The 19461-nt window shown below is 51.3% G+C and carries 22 protein-coding genes; 18 read left to right on the top strand and 4 right to left on the bottom strand.

Going from position 1 to position 19461, the window contains the following annotated elements; translation table 11 throughout:
- Positions 1–71 precede the first annotated feature (71 nt).
- Together MRBLPE1_RS09045 and MRBLPE1_RS09040 are read left to right on the top strand one after the other, a co-directional pair.
- Complete coding sequence (locus MRBLPE1_RS09045) at positions 72–461, top strand: globin (protein WP_364144248.1); 390 nt, start codon at positions 72–74, stop codon at positions 459–461.
- A gap of 4 nt (positions 462–465) precedes the next feature.
- Positions 466–1206, top strand: coding sequence for a DUF2225 domain-containing protein (locus MRBLPE1_RS09040; RefSeq protein ID WP_364144245.1), 741 nt, complete (start codon positions 466–468; stop codon positions 1204–1206).
- Here the strand turns inward: MRBLPE1_RS09040 and MRBLPE1_RS09035 are convergent.
- Both MRBLPE1_RS09035 and MRBLPE1_RS09030 read right to left on the bottom strand, forming a co-directional pair.
- Positions 1203–1445, bottom strand: coding sequence for a hypothetical protein (locus MRBLPE1_RS09035; protein ID WP_364144243.1), 243 nt, complete (start codon positions 1443–1445; stop codon positions 1203–1205). The two genes, MRBLPE1_RS09040 and MRBLPE1_RS09035, sit on opposite strands and share 4 nt — an antisense overlap.
- Positions 1442–1612 carry a YycC family protein gene (locus tag MRBLPE1_RS09030; RefSeq protein ID WP_364144240.1) on the bottom strand — a complete coding sequence of 57 codons (171 nt, stop codon included), beginning with the start codon at positions 1610–1612 and terminating at the stop codon, positions 1442–1444. Before MRBLPE1_RS09030 ends, MRBLPE1_RS09035 begins: the two co-directional genes overlap by 4 nt.
- A gap of 147 nt (positions 1613–1759) precedes the next feature.
- On the opposite strand from MRBLPE1_RS09030, the gene MRBLPE1_RS09025 reads away from it, so the two are divergent.
- From MRBLPE1_RS09025 to MRBLPE1_RS08950, 16 genes are all read left to right on the top strand, one after another.
- Entirely contained in the window at positions 1760–3544 is a 1785-nt protein-coding gene (locus MRBLPE1_RS09025) for a M3 family oligoendopeptidase (protein ID WP_364144237.1), read from the top strand.
- A gap of 115 nt (positions 3545–3659) precedes the next feature.
- Positions 3660–4556 (top strand): NAD(P)-dependent oxidoreductase, encoded by an 897-nt coding sequence (locus MRBLPE1_RS09020; RefSeq protein WP_364144234.1) that lies wholly within the window; start codon positions 3660–3662, stop codon positions 4554–4556.
- Positions 4557–4646: 90 nt separating this feature from the next.
- Positions 4647–5318 carry a CBS domain-containing protein gene (locus MRBLPE1_RS09015; protein WP_364144231.1) on the top strand — a complete coding sequence of 224 codons (672 nt, stop codon included), beginning with the start codon at positions 4647–4649 and terminating at the stop codon, positions 5316–5318.
- Entirely contained in the window at positions 5315–6115 is an 801-nt protein-coding gene (locus MRBLPE1_RS09010) for a pyruvate, water dikinase regulatory protein (protein WP_364144228.1), read from the top strand. Before MRBLPE1_RS09015 ends, MRBLPE1_RS09010 begins: the two co-directional genes overlap by 4 nt.
- Positions 6116–6149: 34 nt before the next feature.
- Positions 6150–6548, top strand: coding sequence for a nucleoside-diphosphate kinase (gene ndk, locus MRBLPE1_RS09005; protein ID WP_364144225.1), 399 nt, complete (start codon positions 6150–6152; stop codon positions 6546–6548).
- 20 nt (positions 6549–6568) lie between these two features.
- Positions 6569–7210, top strand: coding sequence for a fructose-6-phosphate aldolase (gene fsa / locus MRBLPE1_RS09000; protein ID WP_308997159.1), 642 nt, complete (start codon positions 6569–6571; stop codon positions 7208–7210).
- Between the two features lie 148 nt (positions 7211–7358).
- Complete coding sequence (locus tag MRBLPE1_RS08995; protein WP_364144221.1) at positions 7359–8519, top strand: hypothetical protein; 1161 nt, start codon at positions 7359–7361, stop codon at positions 8517–8519.
- The gene (locus MRBLPE1_RS08990) at positions 8512–9747 is read left to right on the top strand and encodes a CpaF family protein (protein WP_414698859.1); all 1236 of its coding nucleotides are present in this window, start codon (positions 8512–8514) and stop codon (positions 9745–9747) included. The genes MRBLPE1_RS08995 and MRBLPE1_RS08990 overlap by 8 nt, the downstream gene beginning before the upstream one ends.
- Positions 9744–10616 carry a type II secretion system F family protein gene (locus tag MRBLPE1_RS08985; protein WP_364144216.1) on the top strand — a complete coding sequence of 291 codons (873 nt, stop codon included), beginning with the start codon at positions 9744–9746 and terminating at the stop codon, positions 10614–10616. Before MRBLPE1_RS08990 ends, MRBLPE1_RS08985 begins: the two co-directional genes overlap by 4 nt.
- Before the next feature lie 20 nt (positions 10617–10636).
- Positions 10637–11521, top strand: coding sequence for a type II secretion system F family protein (locus tag MRBLPE1_RS08980; protein WP_364144213.1), 885 nt, complete (start codon positions 10637–10639; stop codon positions 11519–11521).
- A gap of 25 nt (positions 11522–11546) precedes the next feature.
- A complete protein-coding gene (locus tag MRBLPE1_RS08975) occupies positions 11547–11732 on the top strand; it encodes a Flp1 family type IVb pilin (protein WP_056630584.1) in 186 nt (61 codons plus the stop codon).
- Positions 11733–11744: 12 nt separating this feature from the next.
- Positions 11745–12473, top strand: coding sequence for a TadE/TadG family type IV pilus assembly protein (locus MRBLPE1_RS08970; RefSeq protein ID WP_364144209.1), 729 nt, complete (start codon positions 11745–11747; stop codon positions 12471–12473).
- Between the two features lie 49 nt (positions 12474–12522).
- A complete protein-coding gene (locus MRBLPE1_RS08965) occupies positions 12523–14781 on the top strand; it encodes a hypothetical protein (RefSeq protein WP_364144208.1) in 2259 nt (752 codons plus the stop codon).
- Positions 14747–15715 carry a TadE/TadG family type IV pilus assembly protein gene (locus MRBLPE1_RS08960; RefSeq protein ID WP_364144206.1) on the top strand — a complete coding sequence of 323 codons (969 nt, stop codon included), beginning with the start codon at positions 14747–14749 and terminating at the stop codon, positions 15713–15715. The genes MRBLPE1_RS08965 and MRBLPE1_RS08960 overlap by 35 nt, the downstream gene beginning before the upstream one ends.
- Positions 15716–15749: 34 nt before the next feature.
- Positions 15750–16262 carry an A24 family peptidase gene (locus MRBLPE1_RS08955; protein ID WP_364144204.1) on the top strand — a complete coding sequence of 171 codons (513 nt, stop codon included), beginning with the start codon at positions 15750–15752 and terminating at the stop codon, positions 16260–16262.
- Between the two features lie 29 nt (positions 16263–16291).
- Positions 16292–17866 carry a DUF6382 domain-containing protein gene (locus tag MRBLPE1_RS08950; protein ID WP_364144201.1) on the top strand — a complete coding sequence of 525 codons (1575 nt, stop codon included), beginning with the start codon at positions 16292–16294 and terminating at the stop codon, positions 17864–17866.
- 6 nt (positions 17867–17872) lie between these two features.
- On the opposite strand, the gene MRBLPE1_RS08945 is transcribed toward MRBLPE1_RS08950, so the two are convergent.
- Both MRBLPE1_RS08945 and MRBLPE1_RS08940 read right to left on the bottom strand, forming a co-directional pair.
- Positions 17873–18775, bottom strand: a complete 903-nt coding sequence (locus MRBLPE1_RS08945) for a TIGR01777 family oxidoreductase (protein WP_364144199.1) — start codon at positions 18773–18775, stop codon at positions 17873–17875.
- A 26-nt stretch (positions 18776–18801) separates the two neighbouring features.
- Positions 18802–19308 carry a hypothetical protein gene (locus MRBLPE1_RS08940; RefSeq protein WP_364144197.1) on the bottom strand — a complete coding sequence of 169 codons (507 nt, stop codon included), beginning with the start codon at positions 19306–19308 and terminating at the stop codon, positions 18802–18804.
- Positions 19309–19461 lie beyond the last annotated feature (153 nt).

The following is a 19461-nucleotide window of genomic DNA, read 5'->3' as shown; positions in this document are numbered from 1 at the left end:
TTTTTTGTTACCTGAAAAATATTTTTTATGATATAATACTAAATACCTACAAATTGGAGATGGTTTGGACGATGAATAGGAATATAAGCCTTTATGAAGCATTAGGCGGACCTGAGACTTTAAGACTAATTGTTGAATCTTTTTATCCGAAGGTACAAGCTCATCCATTGCTTGGGCCTTTGTTCCCGCAAGATATAGATCCCGTAATAGAGAAGCAATATTTATTTTTAACACAGTTTTTCGGAGGTCCTTCGTTGTATTCAGATGAATACGGGCATCCGATGATGCGAGCAAGGCATTTGCCATTTCCCATAACCCCTGAGCGGGCTGAAGCATGGCTGGACTGCATGCGAAGAGCTTTGCAGGAGGTAGGTATACATGAAGAGCTTCAGCTCATTGTTATAGATAGACTATCCGGGCCTGCACACCATTTTGTAAATACATCTGAAGAGGAGACGTGATCGTATGGAACCGCTCTACCAATCCAAAATCGTATGCATCTGCTGTGAAAATACGTTTATGACATCTCGCGTGAGACCCAGCTTTAAAAGAGCAGCCAGGGTGGATTCTGACTTTTGCGGATATTATAAAATAGATGTGAACCCTGACTTTTATGTGGTTCGGGTTTGCCCAAATTGCGGCTTTGCGTCGACTGAAAATGGACTAGAGCGGTTGAACGATCAACAAAAGAAGCAATACCTCGAAAAAATCGGATTTCGTTGGCAAAACCAAGATTATTGCGGCGAGCGTAACGCGAAGCAGGCTATGGCGAGCTACAAGCTGGCACTCCTCTCGGCACAAGCAGTTGGGGAGAAAGACCGTGTGATTGCGGGCATTTTGCATCATATTGCGTGGCTCTACCGTTATGAAGAGAATCAAAACGAGGAGATAAGGTTTCTGCGTTTTGCGCTTCAGTCCTACATAAGGGTATATGAAGCAGAAGGCGTAGCGCTTAATAATGCGAAGCTGATGTTCCTGATCGGGGAGCTGAATCGCAGAGTCGGGGAATTAAACGATGCCGTAAGGTGGTTTTCCCGCGTCGTGAATGATAAGAAGATCGTCGATGCCGCCATGATTCGCGCCAGCCGCGAACAGTGGCAGTTTATCCGCGAGGAGATGGAAGCCAGATCGAAAAACGGATCCGGCGACACCTCTACAAACGAGAACAAAGGCTTAACGGAGCAGACGATTTCTACATCCGCTTAGCGCAACGCTTTCCGAAGGACGCGGTCCGTTAACAAGTAGTCGCGGTCTGCGTCCACAATGGTAACTTTGTTGCGGCAGCATGGGAAAACGAGCAGCCGTTTCATGCCATCCTGTATGTCTTGAAGCTCAGCTGGCCTTACGGGAAGCAGTACGTTATCCGCACCGCAAAAAGGACAGCTTGATACATAAAGGTCGCCCATAATGACGTCATAAGGCCATGCTTTTTCGAACGGAATCATTCCTTCTTATCGCTTTCGGGAGCTGCGGGCGTATCGGTCTTAGCCAGCTCTGCAAGCTTTTGCAATAAGATATGGCGCGGCATATGCATGAGATGCTCTATCGGTACGCCAAGCTGCTCAGATAGCTTAACGGCAGTATCAGCCGAAATTTGCAACGGTTTAGACATGGTGAAATTCCTCCAATCTGGATATAATTAAGTTATACACTGCCGAGAAGGTTTGCGCAAATAAAAACGCGGCCTCATCTTGGCTTTTTTTATGCCGCAGTATATGGCAACAGCCGTGTACGTTAGCTAAAGAGAGGATGGAAGCAGATGAAGCAGGGATATCCGCAAAGCTGGGATTTGGATGTGTTTTACGAGGGAGGCTCAAGTTCGGCAGCCTTTCAGGAAGAGTTGAAAGGCCTGGATGCAGACATTGCGAAGTTGGCAGCCGCCTTGTCGGGCGAGAACAGCACGTCGGCATCAGACATTGCCGCAATGACGGAGCTGCTGCAAAGCGTCATCATCAGGCTGCGGCAATCGGAGTCGTTTGTGTCATGCCTCCTGGCACAAGACATCAAAGATTCCGCAGCCAATGCGCGCGGCGACCGCGTGAAGACGCTCGGTGCCAAGCTGCTCGGCGTACTTACGCGCTTTGACAACAGGCTTCGCGGCATGGACGACCTCGAATGGTCGAAGCTGCTTGAGCACGAAAAACTGGCAGAGGTAGCTTTTAGCCTGGCTGAACGACGCGAGCTTGCGAAACAAAAGATGGCTCCGGAGCTGGAAGCTTTGGCAGGAGACCTGGCGGTTGACGGTTATCACGGCTGGGGCGATTATTATAACGTAATCGTGTCGCGGGCTAAATTTACCGAAGTCGGCAAGGACGGCAAAAAAAATATTTTATCCGCGGGACAAATGCACAACCGCCTGTCTGACGGCGACCGCGAGGTGCGGAAGGCTGCATTTGCAGAGTGGGAGCGCGAATGGTCGGAGCAAGCGGATCTATGCGCCGAGACTTTGAATCGGATTTCCGGGTTCCGCCTTAAGCTTTACGGCAAGCGCGGATGGGAATCGGTGCTCCAAGAGCCGCTGCAAATGAACCGCATGAGCGAAGCCACGCTGCAAGCGATGTGGGATGCCATACAGGAAAGCAAACAGGTGCTCGTGCGGTATCTAGAGCGCAAAGCGAAGCTGCTCGGAGTCGGGAAGCTGGATTGGCATGACGTGGAAGCGCCGATCGGCTCCGCGACAAAAATAATTCCTTATGACGAAGCGGCTGCCTTCATTGTCGAGCAGTTCCGCTCGTTCAGTCCGGAGCTGGCGGATTTCTCGGAAATGGCCTTCCGGGAAGGGTGGATTGAAGCGGAGGATCGCCCCGGCAAGCGTCCGGGCGGCTTCTGCACGTCTTTTCCAAAAAGCGGCCAAACCCGTATTTTCATGACCTATTCCGGCAGCGCATCGAATATTTCCACGCTGGCCCATGAGCTCGGCCATGCCTATCATCAGCATGTGATGAATGATTTGCCGGCGCTGTCGCAGGAATACGCAATGAATGTAGCAGAGACGGCTTCGACGTTCGCGGAGCTGATTGTATCGGACCGAGCGCTCAAGGCCGCGGTAGACCCGGAGGAAAAGCTGGGATTGCTGGAAGATAAAATTCAGCGGTCGGTTGCTTTTTTTATGAACATCCATGCCCGGTTCTTATTCGAAACCCGTTTCTATGCGCGCCGGAGCGAGGGTTTGGTGCCCGTCGAAGAGCTGAACGCATTGATGGAGGAAGCGCAGCGCGAAGCGTATTGCGATATGCTGGGAGAGGCCCATCCGCATTTTTGGGCGTCGAAGCTGCATTTTTACTTAACGGACGTGCCGTTCTACAACTTCCCTTATACGTTCGGCTATCTGTTCAGCGCGGGCATTTATGCCAAAGCGTTGAAGGAAGGGCCGGATTTCAAAAACCAATATGTCGCCTTGCTGCGCGATACAGGCAGAATGTCCGTCGAGCAGCTGGCTGAAGCGCATCTTGGCGTCAACGTAGAGGAAAAGGATTTCTGGCAGGAAGCCGTAGCGCTGACGGCAGTCGATGTAGAGCAGTTTATCCAAATGACAAACGAATAGGCTATTATTGAATTTTCAGCATCGACCGGACAGCCGGAGACAAGGGGAGCATTCTTGTCTCCGGCTGTTTTTTTGCTACAATGAATCTAACTTAAAACGTAATCGGAGAGGCGGGATGGTAATGGCAAAGCAGGCAATAAATCAAGACAGCACAATCGGATTTATCGGAACAGGGATCATGGGAGCAAGCATGGCTGGGCATTTGATTGATCACGGATATAAGGTAAATGTGTATAACCGCACGAAATCGAAGGCAGACGGATTGCTGGCAAAGGGAGCTGTATGGCAGGATTCGCCTAAATCGGCAGCCGAGCAATCGGATATTGTAATTACGATGCTGGGTTATCCCGCGGATGTCGAGGAGGTGTATTTCGGAGCTTCGGGTTTGCTGCGGCATGCGCGGCCAAATGCGATATTTATCGATATGACGACCTCAAGCCCGTCTCTGGCAAAACGCATCGAGCAGGAAGCTAGAAACAAAGGGTTAGCGGCGCTTGATGCTCCTGTCTCCGGAGGCGATGTGGGAGCTAGAGAAGCTAGATTATCGATCATGGCAGGAGGCCAGGAGGATACCTTTGATACCGTACTGCCTTTATTTGAATTGATGGGCAAAAATATCGTATACCAAGGCGAGGCGGGCTCCGGACAATTTACTAAAATGTGCAATCAAATCGCGATCGCCTCTAATATGATTGGCATCAGCGAAGCCCTGGCCTACGCGAAGCGCGCGGGACTGGAACCTAGCAGGGTTCTGAAAAGCATTGAGGCAGGCGCGGCAGGCAGCTGGTCGCTCTCCAACCTTGGGCCGCGCATCATTAACGGGGATTTTGCGCCGGGCTTTTATGTGAAGCATTTTATGAAGGATATCAAAATTGCCATCGAATCGGCCGATGAACTGGGACTTCCGTTACCGGGGCTCGCATTGGCACGTTCCTTGTACGAGCAGGTCATAGCGCTTGGCGAAGAAAATAGCGGAACGCAGGCCTTGTACAAAGTCATTTTCAAAGAGTGAAACGACTATTTATTGTACACATTGCGCTAATATGATATATTATTTCTCGAATAATGGTACTATTTCGTTTTAATATGACTCATATAAAGGATGGAGGCGAGTCCGATTCAGTTATCCACGCGGCAATTGGAGCTTCTTGAGCTTGTGAAGAGGCGTGCGCCGATTACCGGTGAACAATTAGCAGAATATTTAGGCGTCAGCAGGCCGACGCTGCGCTCGGATTTATCGCTTCTCGTTATGCTGGGCTTGCTTGATGCGAAGCCAAAGGTCGGTTATTTTCTCGGCAACACCTATCGGGCAAACAGCGAGCCTACACAGCAATTCAACAATATGAAGGTAAGAGAGGTACAGGGCGTTCCTGTGAATGTGCCTGACTCCCTATCCGTGCATGATGCCGTCATAACCTTGTTTACCGAGAATGCGGATACCCTCTTAGTCGTCAATGAACAGAAGAGGTTTGTCGGAATCGTTACCCCTAAGGATTTGCTCAAAATAACACTAGGCAACGCTGGCGCTGCGGCGATCCCAGTCAGCATGGTAATGACCCGTTATCCGAATATCGTGACGCTGATGCCCGATGATTCCGTAATGGATGCGATCCGAAAAATGTCGCTCCACCAGGTAGATTGCCTGCCGGTCATTGTTCCTCGCGATGAACAAGCCGCTGATCCGGAAGTAACCGGCTGGGTATCGAAGTCGAGTATCATACGTATGATGGCGGACATCACGATGAATGGGGAATTGGGGGAGCCAGAGTTATGACAGAGCAAATCATTTATGTATGCTCCGATGCAGTCGGTGAAACGGCGGAAGCGGTAGCTAAGGCAACGCTGCGTCAATTTTCGTCGGAGCATGTAAAAATCAAACGTTTCGGGCACATCAAGTCCGAAGATGAAATATTGCGGATTGTCGCCGAAGCACTCAGCACGGGCGGTTTTATCAGCTATACGCTCGTTCAGCCGGAGCTGCGGGAGCTGATGAAGGAAGAGGCGCTGAGAGCGGGTGTCCGAGCCGTCGATGTCATGGGACCGATGATGCAGGCTTACGTGGATACGTTCGGCAGCTTCCCGAAGCGGGAGCCTGGACTGCTGCATTCGATTGACGATGCCTATCACCGCCGGATGGATGCGATCGAATTTGCGGTAAAATACGACGACGGCAAAGACGCGCGCGGCTTTATGCAGGCGCAGGTCGTGCTGATCGGCGTATCGCGGACGTCGAAAACGCCGCTGAGCATCTTTTTGTCCCATAAAGGGATTAAGACGGCTAATTTGCCGTTGATGCCGGAGGTCAATCCGCCCGAGGAGCTAAAGCCTGCACCCGGACGGCTTGTTATCGGATTGACGATGCAAGCAGAGCATCTGCTTGAAATCCGAACCGAGCGGCTGAAGACGCTTGGGCTACCGGCCACAGCTCAATATGCAACGACTGAGCGGATTCAAGAGGAGCTGGATTATGCCGAATCGGTTATGAAATCATTGAATTGTCCCGTTATCGACGTTACAAATCGGGCAATTGAAGAGACTGCCGGCATTATTACTGAATGGCTTAACAAATAAATGGCTATACCGATAAAGACAAGGGGGATTCTAAATGGATAGAACGTTTGTAATGGTTAAGCCGGATGGCTATGCCCGAGGTTTGGTAGGACGGGTTGTCGCGCGCTTTGAAGAAAAAGGCTTTAAGTTGATCGACGCCAAGGTTATGCAGCTGTCGAGGGAGCATGCAGAGCTGCATTATGAGCATTTGCGCTCCAAGGTGTTTTTTGACGAGCTGGTCGATTTTATTGTTTCCGGACCTATATTCGCAATGATATGGGAAGGCAAGGATGCAATCAAAAACGCGCGCGGGCTTATTGGCGCAACGAACCCGTCTGACGCGCTTGCCGGAACGATTCGCGGCGATTTTGCGATCGACGTGGCAAGCAATATCATCCATGGCTCAGACTCCATAGAAAGCGCGGAACGGGAAATCAAACTTTTTTTCCAATAGGCAAAGGGAGATGACCGGATATGAAATTTTTCTTGGATACAGCGAACGTAGAGGAAATTAGACGGATTGCCAAGCTTGGACTCGTTGACGGAGTTACGACTAACCCTTCGCTCATTGCGAAGGAGGGACGGGATTTTAAACAAGTCATCCAAGAAATTTGCAGTATAGTGTCCGGTCCGGTCAGCGCTGAGGTTATAGGCACGAAAGCCGATGATATGCTTAAAGAAGCTTTCGAAATCGCGGAATGGGCTCCGAACGTCGTCATCAAGCTGCCGCTTACGGAGGACGGCTTGTATGCCACCCATGCGCTCGCAGAGAAGGGTATTCAAACGAACGTAACGCTCGTTTTCTCGGCAGCGCAAGGGCTCATGGCGGCAAAAGCGGGCGCAACCTTTATTAGCCCCTTCGTAGGCAGGCTGGATGATATCGGAGTAGAAGGCTTAAAGCTGGTACGTGACCTGAATGCCATTATTCGTAACTATGGATATTCAACCGAAATTATTGTTGCCAGTATCCGTCATATCGGCCATCTTGAACAGGCTGCTATAGCCGGTGCGCATATCGCGACAATCCCGGGCTCGCTTCTTCCGTCGCTTTGGAAACATCCGCTTACCGACATCGGGATCGAGAAGTTTTTAAGCGATTGGGGAAAACAGAAGTAAATTCCTTGGTTGACGAATGGAATCAGGGTATGGTAAATTTTATACAAAGTTAACGAACAAACACGGAAGCACCGTACAAGGACGCAGGTAACTGCGCCTTCTACGGTGCTTTTTTTGTGTTTGCGTAGCTGAAGGGAGGAGATTCGGCTTGAACAAATACCAGCTGGGAGTAGCGGTGAAGGACCCGGAATATTTGAAGCGGTTAGCCGATTATATTCGTGACAGCAAGCTCGGCGAGCAATGGCAGGTCGTTGCGTTTACGAATTCGGAGGCATGCAGGCGCTATGTGCAGCAAGGCTACAAAATGGATGTATTGGCGGCTCAGCCTGAGCTGCTTGCCGGGCTGAAGGCAGAGCTCCCGAAGCTGCCCGTTATTGCGCTCGTATTGAAGCTTGGGGAAAGCGACGAGGAGCATGAGCTGCATCAATATCAGCCGCTCCCTCAGCTGCTGCAGCGTTTATCCGAGATTCATGCGCGGGCTGCTGCGAGGCAAATGGCAATTGGTGAGGAAACGTCTGCCGGCGTGCGAGTGATTTCCGTCTACTCGGCATCCGGCGGTACAGGCAAAACGGCGTTGGCGCTGCATCTTGCGCATGCTGCGGGGGCGCATCGCCGCCGAACGTTTTATTTAAACCTCGAGCGTTGGAACTCGTCGGCGGCTTGGCTTGGCACGCTGCCAAACGGCAATGGCGATCCTATTGAGGATGCAAAAGAGGAGGGATTGTCCGAGCTCCTGTACAGTCTTAAAGCGCAGCCGGAGCAGGCGGTGCAGTGGATCATGGAGCATCGGAAACGGGATTCGCAGCTTAAGGGGGATTATTTGGCGGTGTGCACCAATTTGGAGGATCGATTGACCTTATGCGAGGAAGATGCGCAGGGCTTGATAGACGCGATTTCACGAAGCGGCCAATATGATGTCATCATTGTTGATTTGGATAGCGACATGGATGGTATGCATGTAGCCGTTTTCGAGAAGTCGGATCAGGTGCTTTGGGTGATGAATGGCAATGCTTCGGTTAAAAACAAACAAAAAATGGCCCGAAGCTACGGGGAGCAGAAATGGAACGGGCGATTTAAAGGGTTAGCCCGGAAATTCATAGATGTAAACAATCAGGCCGCGAGAGTCGGACAGACCGCTCTTCAAGGCGAGACGGATCGCATGAACCATGCCGCTTTTCAGCTGCCGGAGATACCGGAATGGCGAGGGGCGGGCAGCGTAAAGCTGCTGTCATCGCCGTTATACAGAGCTGCGGCAGACCAATTGTTCAAGCAGCTGATTCCAGAAGGAGTGGGCATGGTTGCTGAGTGACGGAACGGTATTGGAGCTGCGAAATAAAATCCGGTCGAAAATAGATTTCAGCGGCGCTTTGCCGGATGACGGTCTCATGCGCATCGTTGAGGAGATCGTATTCGAATGGTGCGAGCGGAATCCGTTAACGGCAGCCGGTAAAGTACAGCTGGTTCGCAGGCTGTTTCATTCCTTTCGGGGTCTGGATATCTTGCAGCCGCTTATGGAGGATACCTCTATCAGCGAAATCATGATTAATCACCATGCGGAAATTTTCGTTGAACGGAGAGGGGGGATGTCGCTGCTGCCCGTGTCCTTCGAGAGCAGGGAACGGCTGGAGGATCTGATTCAGACGGTCGTTGCAAGCGTTAACCGTGTCGTAAATGAATCATCTCCGATCGTGGATGCGCGGTTGAAGGACGGCTCCCGGGTTCATGTTGTGCTGCCGCCGGTGGCATTGAAGGGACCCTGCATGACCATTCGAAAGTTTCCTGAGCAGCCGCTCTTAATGGAAGAGCTGGTTGCGATCGGATCGCTGTCGGAAGATGCGGCGGCTTTCTTGCAAGAGATGGTCGGAGCGCAATACAACATGTTTATTAGCGGCGGAACGGGAACAGGAAAAACGACCTTCCTCAATGCATTATCGCAATTTATTCCAGCGGATGAGCGAATCGTAACGATCGAGGATTCGGCGGAGCTGCAGATACGATCGATTCCGAATCTGGTGGCGATGGAGACGAGAAATGCAAATACGGAGGGAAAAGGCGAAATTACGATCCGGGATCTTATCCGCGCCTCCCTCAGGATGCGTCCGAGCCGGATTATCGTAGGCGAGGTGCGGGGCGGTGAGGCGCTCGATATGCTGCAAGCACTTAACTCCGGTCATTCGGGCAGCATGTCGACGGGCCATAGTAACGGAGCAAAGGATATGCTGGCGCGCCTTGAAACGATGACGCTCAGCGCAGCCGAATTGCCTGTTCTGGTCATTCGGCAGCAGATCGCGTCCGCGATCGATCTCATTATTCATTTGTCGAGGTTTCGGGATCGTTCGCGCAGAGTCACGGAAATATGTGAGATCGTTGGCATGGCTGACGGTGAAGTCATGTTGAATCCCCTTTTCATTTTTGAGGAAGAAGGGGAGCAGGACGGTAAAGTGATTGGCGGGCTCAAACGAACGGCGAATCCGCTGGTACGACTGGACAAGCTGATCATGGCGGGGAAAAACAAGAGCGGAGGCGCAGTGCTATGAGCAGCGTCAGCGGTTTGGTTAAAAAGGCGCAGTTGTACCGTTCGCAGAGCGGGCGGCTGCAGCGGGCGTTTGCCTGGTGTGGATGGGAGAACGGGCAGGTTATGGCCAATATCCGGGCGGGGCGAATGCTTACGGATTATGGTCGATATCACTTAAGCAGAAAACAGTTTATATTCGCAGCGATAGCAGCCGCTTTGGCTTTTTATTTGGCAGCCTATCTGTTCTATCATTCTGTTCTAGTATCTATTGCCGCAGCGGGGCTTGGCATAATCGCGCCTCGTTTCAGGCGAAGATCGCTCCTGCAGCAGCGTAAAGAGCGGCTGAAGCTGCAATTCAAGGAGGCATTATTCTCGCTGACCTCCTCTCTTGCGGCAGGACGTTCGCTTGAAAATGCTTTTCTTGCAACCCTTGATGATTTAAAGCTGCTGTATCCGGATCCGCGCACGGAGCTGCTGCTCGAGTTCCAAATTATTCGCTTCCGGTTAGAAAACGCCGAGCCGCTTGAATATGCATTGCGGAACTTCGCGGATCGAGCCGGTATTGATGAAATCACTCAATTTACCGATGCGTTGGCAGCCTGCAAGCGTTCGGGCGGAGATTTGCTGGAGGTAATGAAAAGAACCTCGGCCATCATCGGAGAAAAGCTGGAGATTGAACAAGAGATTACAGTTATGATCGCACAGAAAAGATTCGAAGGACGAATCATGATGGCGGTGCCGTTTGTTTTTCTCGCTTTTCTAAGCTTGGCTGCCCCTGACTATATGGCTCCCTTATATGGGGGAATCGGTTATTTATTGCTGACGGCTGCTTTGCTGCTGCTGCTCCTCTGCTTCTGGGCCATGGCGAAAATGATGCGTATTCAGATGTAGCAGAGAAGGGAGAGCTTGGAATGACCGCAGCGATAGCCGCCATTACTTTAACGGCAATTTGGCTTTATCTGGCCGGCAAAGAGGCGCTGTATTCCCTTTGGAATCAGTTAAGAAACAAGAAAACCGGCAGTGATTTTTCGGGGAGCCAGCTCAAGCAGCTTAGCTTGATCGACCCTTTCATGCGGACACTGGAGCGGTATAAGTTGTTTGATATGCTGCATCTGCCAATGGGCAGCTATCATATGAGGCTGCTCCTGCTGATGGATAACGCTTGGACGATAGAGAGAACGAAAGCGCAAGCTGCAGCCGCCTTAGGCACAGGTTACGCCGCGTTAACGGGCTGTGCATGGCTGAGTCTGCTGGGGCAGGAGCCCATATTGCTTGCAATGGGAGCCGTATTCGGCATTGTGCTGACCATTCGTCCCTTTGCGGAAGCGGGCAAAAGGGTCGAGCGGCGCAAGCAGCAAATGATCATTGAACTCCCCGGCATGCTGGGTAAGCTGATGCTGCTCGTAGGCGCGGGTGAAACCGTGCAGCAAGCGTTGGCAAGATGCTTGGAAGGGAAAGAGGATGATTTGCATCCGCTCTATAAGGAGTGGGGGGATGCGGTATCGATGCTGCGGAACGGGCAGTCATTCAGTACGGCCATGGAGCGCTTTAACCGGCGCTGCGCAGTACAGGAAGTTTCCGTATTTACGACGGTGCTGCTGCTCAATTACCGCAGAGGCGGGGAGCATTTTGTACTCGCTCTGCGCGAGCTCTCTTATACGCTGTGGGAAAAACGCAAAGCGATCGCGAGAGCCCGGGGGGAAGAAGCTTCCTCAAAGCTGGTGTTTCCGTTAGTCGGCATATTATTAGTGCTTATGGTTTTGGTAGCTGCGCCTGCGGTGCTGCTCATGTCTTAACCAACAATAGAGAGGATGAGGATATATGAAAAAGCTAGGTCAAGCTATAAGATCATTTTGGGCCGAGGAAGACGGTTTGGGTACGCTGGAGATCATTTTGATTATTGCGGTTGTCATTATTATTGCGCTGCTCTTTAAGGATTGGATTATTGAATTAATCGAACGTCTAATGGGTAAGGCGGATGATGAGGCGGACAAAATATTTAGTTAGCGGGTGGCGCGTATGGGCAAGCGGAGGAGGGGAGCAAGGCTGCCGCAATGGCTGAGAGGGGAGCAGGGCAGCTTTACGCTGGAATCAACGATCGTATTTCCAATGCTTTTCGGGCTCATTTTATTGTTTATTCTGTTTGGCATGTATATGTATCAGAAGGTTGTGCTTTATTATGCCGCGTCGGCAACGGCTGAACGTGCTGCATTTAGCTGGGATAACAGCTTTCGCCAGGCAAAAAACGGTATGCTGAATAATACAGCCTATGACGGATTGTATTGGCGAATAGGAGAGGACGAGCTGCTTAGCGGCCTATTTGGAACAAGCGGGAATCGCGCTTCCGCGGAAGCTGCGATTCCTCCGGCAATGCCGGGTGAGGCGGCAAAGGAAGATCTATCCGCGCGGAAAATGGCGCAGGCCTCGGAATGGATCGGACAAGCGGACTTAGCGTATGAAGGGCATATCAGCTATTCGCGGGATGCCCTAAAGAGAGAGATCACGGTTAGGCTGAAGTCTCCTTTGGCAAGCGGGCTTGCTGATCAAAGCGGGCTGGGGCGGGAACCCAAGACGGTATCTTCGGCTTCGATCGTTGACCCGGCTGAATTTATAAGAAGCATCGATCTCGTACGTTATTATTCTGCGAAATACGCCAACCGGCCGGGCGGAGCGGGGCAGGCGAAGCAGCAGGCCGGGCAGGCGCTAGCTTCTTATAAGGATGCAGCCGAGGCGCAGAAGCCGCAGTGATTCAACCCTACATCCGGTAGGGTGGCAGCAATGGAGGTGAAAGGCGGCTGTGAATGCAAAAAAGAAATCAAGGTACGGATGGTTAGACATCAATCGCCGCTTATGGTTTGAAGAGAACGGAGCGGTAACCGTGTTTTCTGTTCTTGTCTTATCCTCGTTATTATTGTTTTTTTCTCTGCTTATCGATTATGCGCGTATTGCGGCTTTGCACAAGCTGACGGAGGATGCCGTGCGGTCAAGCGTACGCTCTGTCCTGTCGGCTTATGACGCTGCTTTATACGAGCGATATGGATTGTTTGGCCGCGGAGGGACAGAGGGAGAGATGATCTTCACCGATACGATGGCGGCGAATATCGAAGGCATAGAAGGCTTACCCAAACGAGGAATGAAGCTGGTACGCATGAAAGCAGAAAGCTCGAAACTGCATACGGCATCGTTTCTGGGAAGCCATGATGTATTTAAGCGGCAGGTGCTGGAGGAAATGAAATATAAAGCGCCTATTGACTTTACTTTGGAGCTTGCCGCACGATTTGCGCCAATGGCAGGCGTAATGAAGGAGGCTTCCGTGACAATCGGCCTGCTTGAGAGCATACGCAAGCTTTATGAAAGGCGTGAAGCCCATTTAAGCCAGGTGCTACACTTGCAGGAGCTGGCTGCAGGCATAATGAGAGACAGCGGAATAGAAGCGATGATTCCGGCGCAGACGAATGCCGTCGCAGCAGCGGGAGACACTGCCTTAAGCCTTGCCGGGGAATATCGCGATTATGCAGCCTGGGTCATGCAGGAGCAAAATGCGGAACATGCGGGGGGAGCAGACCACTCTGAAGCAATAGAAGCTTATGAGGATAAAGCGAGAGCATTTGCAATAGAGCTTCGCCGAATCAGCTCAGAAATGCTTCAACGCCATGTGAAGCTGCAGGGCGATGCCATTCGGGAGTTGGAAGCTGCAAGAGCATTAAATGAGGATATGCAGCGTCTTGTTCAGCAAGCGAATCAGCAAGCTGACCGTGGAGGCTATGATGCCGTAGCGAGGCAAAAATCGTCAGGAGCGGTACAGTCTGAAGTACCTGCCGATGCGGCTAGCGATATTGAAGAAATAAGGAAGCAAGCAGACGAGCTTGTCAAAACGGATGCGTGGTTTACAGCTTACCGGCAAGAGTTGGAGGCGCATGGCTCGTCTGCGGCGGCTCTTGATCTCGAAGCGGGAAGTTATCAAACGAGCAGCATTGCTTCATTGGCGAAGCCGGTCGCGGATCAAACGGCGGATACCCTGATTGAAGGCGTTGCAAGCCTGCGGCTTGCTTACGGAAACTACGAGGAGAATTATATTCGTCCAGCCGCAATCATTGCCAGCCGAAAGAGTACGCTCGAACAAGGAGAGGTCAAAGCCAAGCTGAAGCAGCAGGGAGAGCAGGCTGAATCACTTTGGAAACAGGCACGCGGCTTGCTCCATGGCCTAACGGCTATTCCGCAGGCCGAAGAGCATCAGCAGGTTTTTGAACAGGTGAAGCAGCATTACAGCGACAATCTTTTGTTCAATGAAAAGTCAGATGCTGCTCCCTTGGATTTGGAGCAGGCAGGCGAGGCCCATGAAGCTGCGAATCGCTCTGCCTCCGTTATGGACGGTATATTCACAGGTATGGCCGGGATGCTGGAGCAGACGAGAGATACGCTGTATTACGGTGAATATGTGGTCAATAAGTATCCCGCTTTTGCGCCGCAGCATCTTCGTTCCATGCTGACGGAGGGCAACGTATCGGAGCTGTCGCATGCGGTTTCTTTCAACAATCAGGAAGCGGAATATATCATTTACGGCTTTCACGACGCAATGGGAAACATAGCCGCTGCATACGGGGAACTGTTTGCTGCAAGGCTTGCCGTGCGGACGATGGAAGGGCTGCTGGAAAGCAGAACGCTCGGGCATCCCCTGCTTATTTTATCAGCGGCGTTAATTTACGGTTTGGAGAAAACCATGGAGGATATGCTTGCCTTTACCGAACGAGGCTCGGCACCCTTATCTAAATACGTAAAGGTTGAGCTATCGTACAAAGATTATTTGCGGCTTTTTGCTTTGATGCATGACGCTGGAGACAGCGCAAGCCTAGCCCGGATGATCGCGGTCATCGAACAAAACAGCGGGACGGTGCTGTCTGCAGTGCCAAGCGGGGTGACGGGCGAGGCGGGCGTTTCTACGGAGCTTTGGTTTGTACCGGGGTTGATGAGGGTGCTTGGCAGATTTGGACTTTTGGACGGAAAGGTTGACGGCAACCGTTATGAGACGACGCAAACCATTGGCTGGTCCTATTAAACGCCGTCATTCCGCGGGTGAGCAAGGCTCGATCGTTGTAGAAGCGGCATTGGTCATGCCGATGGTCATCGTGGTCCTGCTTGTGTTTGTTATGCTTATTCGTCTATGCGCGGTGCAAATGGCCTTGCATTCGGCTGCCTCACAATCGGTCAGGCAGATTGCGGCCCATATTCATCCGGTAGAGCTGGCTTGGCAGCAAGCAGCAGCCCATATTCCATCGCCAACGCCAACGCTTTTCCCGCTTTCTTCATGGAGCGAAATTGCGGCGGAAGCGATGGAATGGCTGCCGGCACCCGCCGGTCCGCTCCTATCTTCCACACTGAGAGGAGACTTCCGTCCGCTTCAAAATATGGCGGCTTCGGAGATCGGACGCGCCGTTGTTGAACCGCTGGTAAGAGACTTTGCGGATGCCGCGATTATTGATCCTGAGCGGATCAGGCTAAGCTGGCTGGCTCTGCCCGATTTGGAGAAGGAAAACGAACCTTATGTGGCTATTGCTGTAGAATATGATTTCCCGTTAAAGCTGCCTTTTTACGGGAAGCCGATTGTGCTAAAAGAACAAGCGGCCGAGCGGGTTTGGATAAGCGATGCCGCCGCGGCCCGATATGGCGAGAGTATCGGCGAACAAGAAAGCATTCCGATTCAAATCGTGTCTATCGAGCCATCGCCGCTTCGGCCGGGCAGGAAGGCCTCCGTAACCGTAAAAACAGCTCCGGGGGCCGTCATTTCCCTAGGGGTTACGTATAAGAGCGGGTCAAGCAAAGCCAAACATCTGGGAGAAGCGGCTGCCGATGCCGACGGGTACATCAAATGGACCTGGCATGTATCCGGCAACACCACGCCAGGCGTGTGGGAGCTTGCGGCCTCCGAGGCAAGCAAAGAAACAAACCAAGTGTCGATGCATTTTGTCGTGGAGAAAAGCGGGGGGAATTAGCCAGCTAAAGGAACTGCGGCAGGGAGGAACACGAATGGAATTCATTCAGATAGCTGCAATCGTAATACTTTTGTTAGGGGCCTTCATAACGGATATTAAAGCACAAATTATTCCGAACCGGCTTACGGCAAGCTTTTTTATAGCGGCGTTTGTTTATCAGTTCGCGATGAATGGACTGGAAGGAGCTGCGGCCGCTGCGGCCGGGGCTGCCGCAGGCTTTGTTCCTCTGATGCTTCTGCATTTAGCAAAAGGAATAGGTGCCGGGGATGTTAAGCTGTTCGGCGCTTTAGGCGCTTGGACTGGCGTTTTGCTCGTACTGCAAATGATGCTTTATGCCATTTTGTACGCGGGAGTCATAGGATTATTTCTAATCCTCGTGAATCGTCCTTTCGGAAAGAGAGTAACGAATGGCGTATCGGCGTTTCTGACTCCTGGGGCAGGTTCAAAAAAGCAGCAGTGGCTGCAATGGTCGGAGTCAGGCAAAAAGTTTCCGTTTATGCTGGCGGTTGCTCCGGCGGCCGTTACGGTATGGTCTATGTTTAGTTAAGCGGTAGACAGGGAAAGGGGAATAGTGGCATGGAACGCTTTCGAATTGATTTTGCCATGAATCAGGGACATGAAATGATTATTGACCGCGAAAGCGGCATATATAGGAGCGAGCTTGATGATATAGAGCTTCATATGCTTCAGAACGAACGAATACCTTACCTGCTGCCCATGGATTGGTTTGAACTGGACACTAAAGTAACGTTCCGCTACAAACTGTCGGGGATGAAAATGCTGCTTCACAGGCTTCAGCAGCATCCGCTTACGATGGAGCAATATTATACGCTGATTTTAGGCGTAGCAGATGCACTCTATGAGTGCAAGCATTATATGCTGCGGCCCGAGGGTTGTCTGCTGGACGAGCAATTCATTTTTGTGGGAGAGAAGCTTCATGATATAAGGCTTGCTTATTTGCCGATCAAAGCCAGTGGAGGAACGCAATCGATGGGAGCAGGCGATCTCTTATCGCTGATTGTAAGGTTCACTTCCTACATTGAACAAATAGATGGAGATGGCCTGAAGCGGGTGCTTCATCATTTAACGGGCAAGAAATGGCCGCTGGAAGAGCTTCGTTCTACTCTATTGGATTTAATAGGAGAAGCGCCGCGTAAACAAAGCAGCTCGGCACACCAAACAAAGCAAATGCAGCAAGAACAAAAAGCGGATGTTACGGAAAAATATGCATGGACAGGGCATCAGCCTCGGATTGCATATCCAGAAGAGCCCATTCCGCAACCGCCAAAGCCGCTAGCGGGCGAGGAGGATGTGTCTACATTTATATCTGGTCTATTGGGCGAAACAAGGCATCAGCAAGCGTCTTCACTTGAATATACTGATATGCCTGCATACATAGGGGAGGAAAAGCCTGATGCGAAGAAAAAGTGGATTTTAGCCGCAGCGCTGTTTATCGTAATCGCCTGTACTTGGCGTTTTGTCTATCTTGAAGCCGCGACGAGGCAAAGCCTGCTCCTCAGCTCAGGCATAACCTTGCTAATGATTGCCGTGTTCATATTGGTGTGGTTAAAAGGAGCAAATCCCAACGATACTTCGGCTGAGAGGGCATGCGAGCAGGATCTACTGGAGCAAACCCCGGGAATGTTTCAAGGAATGGCCCATTTATATGCGCAGGGCGAGGATAATCAATCGGCATCCCACAAACCTTCTGCTGGTGTTTTTGAAGGATGGATCGATCCGTCTGCTGCGCCGCTGCATGTCGTTGCCGCAAATCCGGTTTCCCGTATTGGAGAGCCGACCGTTCTGCTAAGCCGCGAACAAAAGCAGGAGCATGACATGAAGCCGGTAATCTGGCTTCAACGAAGCTGGGAAGGGGAGCAAACAAAACTGGAATTAACCGTTGAATGTTTTAAAATCGGCCGGATCGGCGAGAAGGTAGATTATGCGGATTGCGCGAACGGCATATCGCGTCTTCATTTGGAGATCGAGAGCAGCGAGGGTGAGCATAAGGCTAAGGATCTGGGGTCCAGAAACGGCAGTCTGCTCAATGGACAAACAATGATCCCCTATAAAAGCTACAAGCTTTCGATAGGGGATCTGATTCACCTAGCAGGCGAGCAAGGACCTGCGTATGAGCTAAAATCAAGTTAGGAACGTTTATACGCGACCTACCAATTCATTCATGGCGCTGTCAACTGTCGGGTAACGGAAGGTGAAGCCGTTCTCAAGCGCCTTGCGCGGCAGGGCTCTTTGCCCGTCCAGCAGCAGCGTTGACATTTCGCCGAATAAAGTCCGCATGAGAAAGGCAGGAACGGGAAACCAATGCGGCCTACCCATAGCTTTGCCGATGGCGCGTCCAAAATCGTCATTGGTTACGGGATCGGGCGAGCAGCCGTTAACTGCGCCTTGTATCTTGTCATTGTCCAAAATAAACAAGATCAAGCCAATCATATCCGCAAGATGGATCCATGACAGCCATTGCTTTCCGCTGCCGATTTTTCCTCCGCCAAACAAGCGATAAGGCATAGCCATTAAAGGAAAGGCGCCCTCCTTCTTGTCCAAAACGACGCCAACGCGGAGCTTTACGAGCCGTTTTGCAGGGATAAGATCAGCCGCCTGCTCCCATTTTTGAACCACCTCGGATAAAAAGTCGGTCACCTTCGTCGGGCTTTCTTCATCAAATATGCCGTCTGCCGAAATGCCGTAAGCTGAAATGCCCGATGCATTAAGGACAAGCGGCGGCTTATGCTTGAGCGACGTAACCAACTTCGATATGCGGGCCGCTGCCGTGATCCTGGAATCCATTACGCGCTGCTTTGCAGCCGATGTCCATCGCTGGTTGATGGACTCGCCTGTGAGATTGACTATGGCATCGATGCCTTCCAGCAAGGAGGGAGAAGCTTCAAGCTCGCTCCAGGTCAATCGGTTTAGACCGGGGCGCTTGGGCTGGTTCTCCGAGCTTTTTCTAGAAATAATCCATACCTCGTCTTTTCTCTCCAGCAGCGCCTTTGTCAGTGCGCTTCCGATAAAGCCGGTTCCTCCGGCTATAGCAACCCGCATATCCAATCGCTCCTTCAATTAACTCTTTACTCTACTTGTTCAATCTTCACGAGCCAATTTTGTTTGACGGACGGATCGCCCTCGATTGCTTTTTCTATATATTCGAATTTCACTTTCGCGTCATCGGGCAAAGCTTCTAATACCGTTTTTAACTCATCGGTAATTTGCAAGGGGATTACCTCCGAGGCTGTTTCTATTTCTATTGAGTGCGAGTCGCTTAGACCGCTGTAAATTCCTTCGTTAACTTTAACCGTTTCCGCGGGTTCTTCCGTTGCGGTGCTGTTATCAGGGCTGTCGGTTGCTTCCGTAGTCGGCTCCGGTGAAGATACATCGGGTTCAAGTACGCCGCTTTCTTCAGGCAAATCGCTGACAACCGGGGATTCCTCCACGCTGCCTTGCTGGTTGTTTCCGCCCGTAGTATTCGGATTGGCATTTGTTCCGCTGCAAGCTGCCGTTGCTAGCATCACAGCTAAAAGAACCGCTCCTGCTGCTGTTGCTGATGTTTTGTTTTTTCTTCGCTTTGATGAGTTCATGATGTGAACACCTCCTGCATGTTATAACGAGATTGACGTGGGATAGGTTACATTTTTATATTTAACCGTGTTACAAAGCTGTGAAGCATCGCAAGGTTAGCCGCGCTAAAACATGATGAAAAATATAAATGAGTTTAAGCCGCACGGATGCGG

Source organism: Paenibacillus sp. LPE1-1-1.1 (assembly GCF_040676435.1).
GTDB lineage: Bacteria > Bacillota > Bacilli > Paenibacillales > Paenibacillaceae > Pristimantibacillus.
The sequence above is the reverse complement of the archived record's forward strand: the minus strand, read 5'-3'. Positions and strand labels throughout refer to the sequence as shown.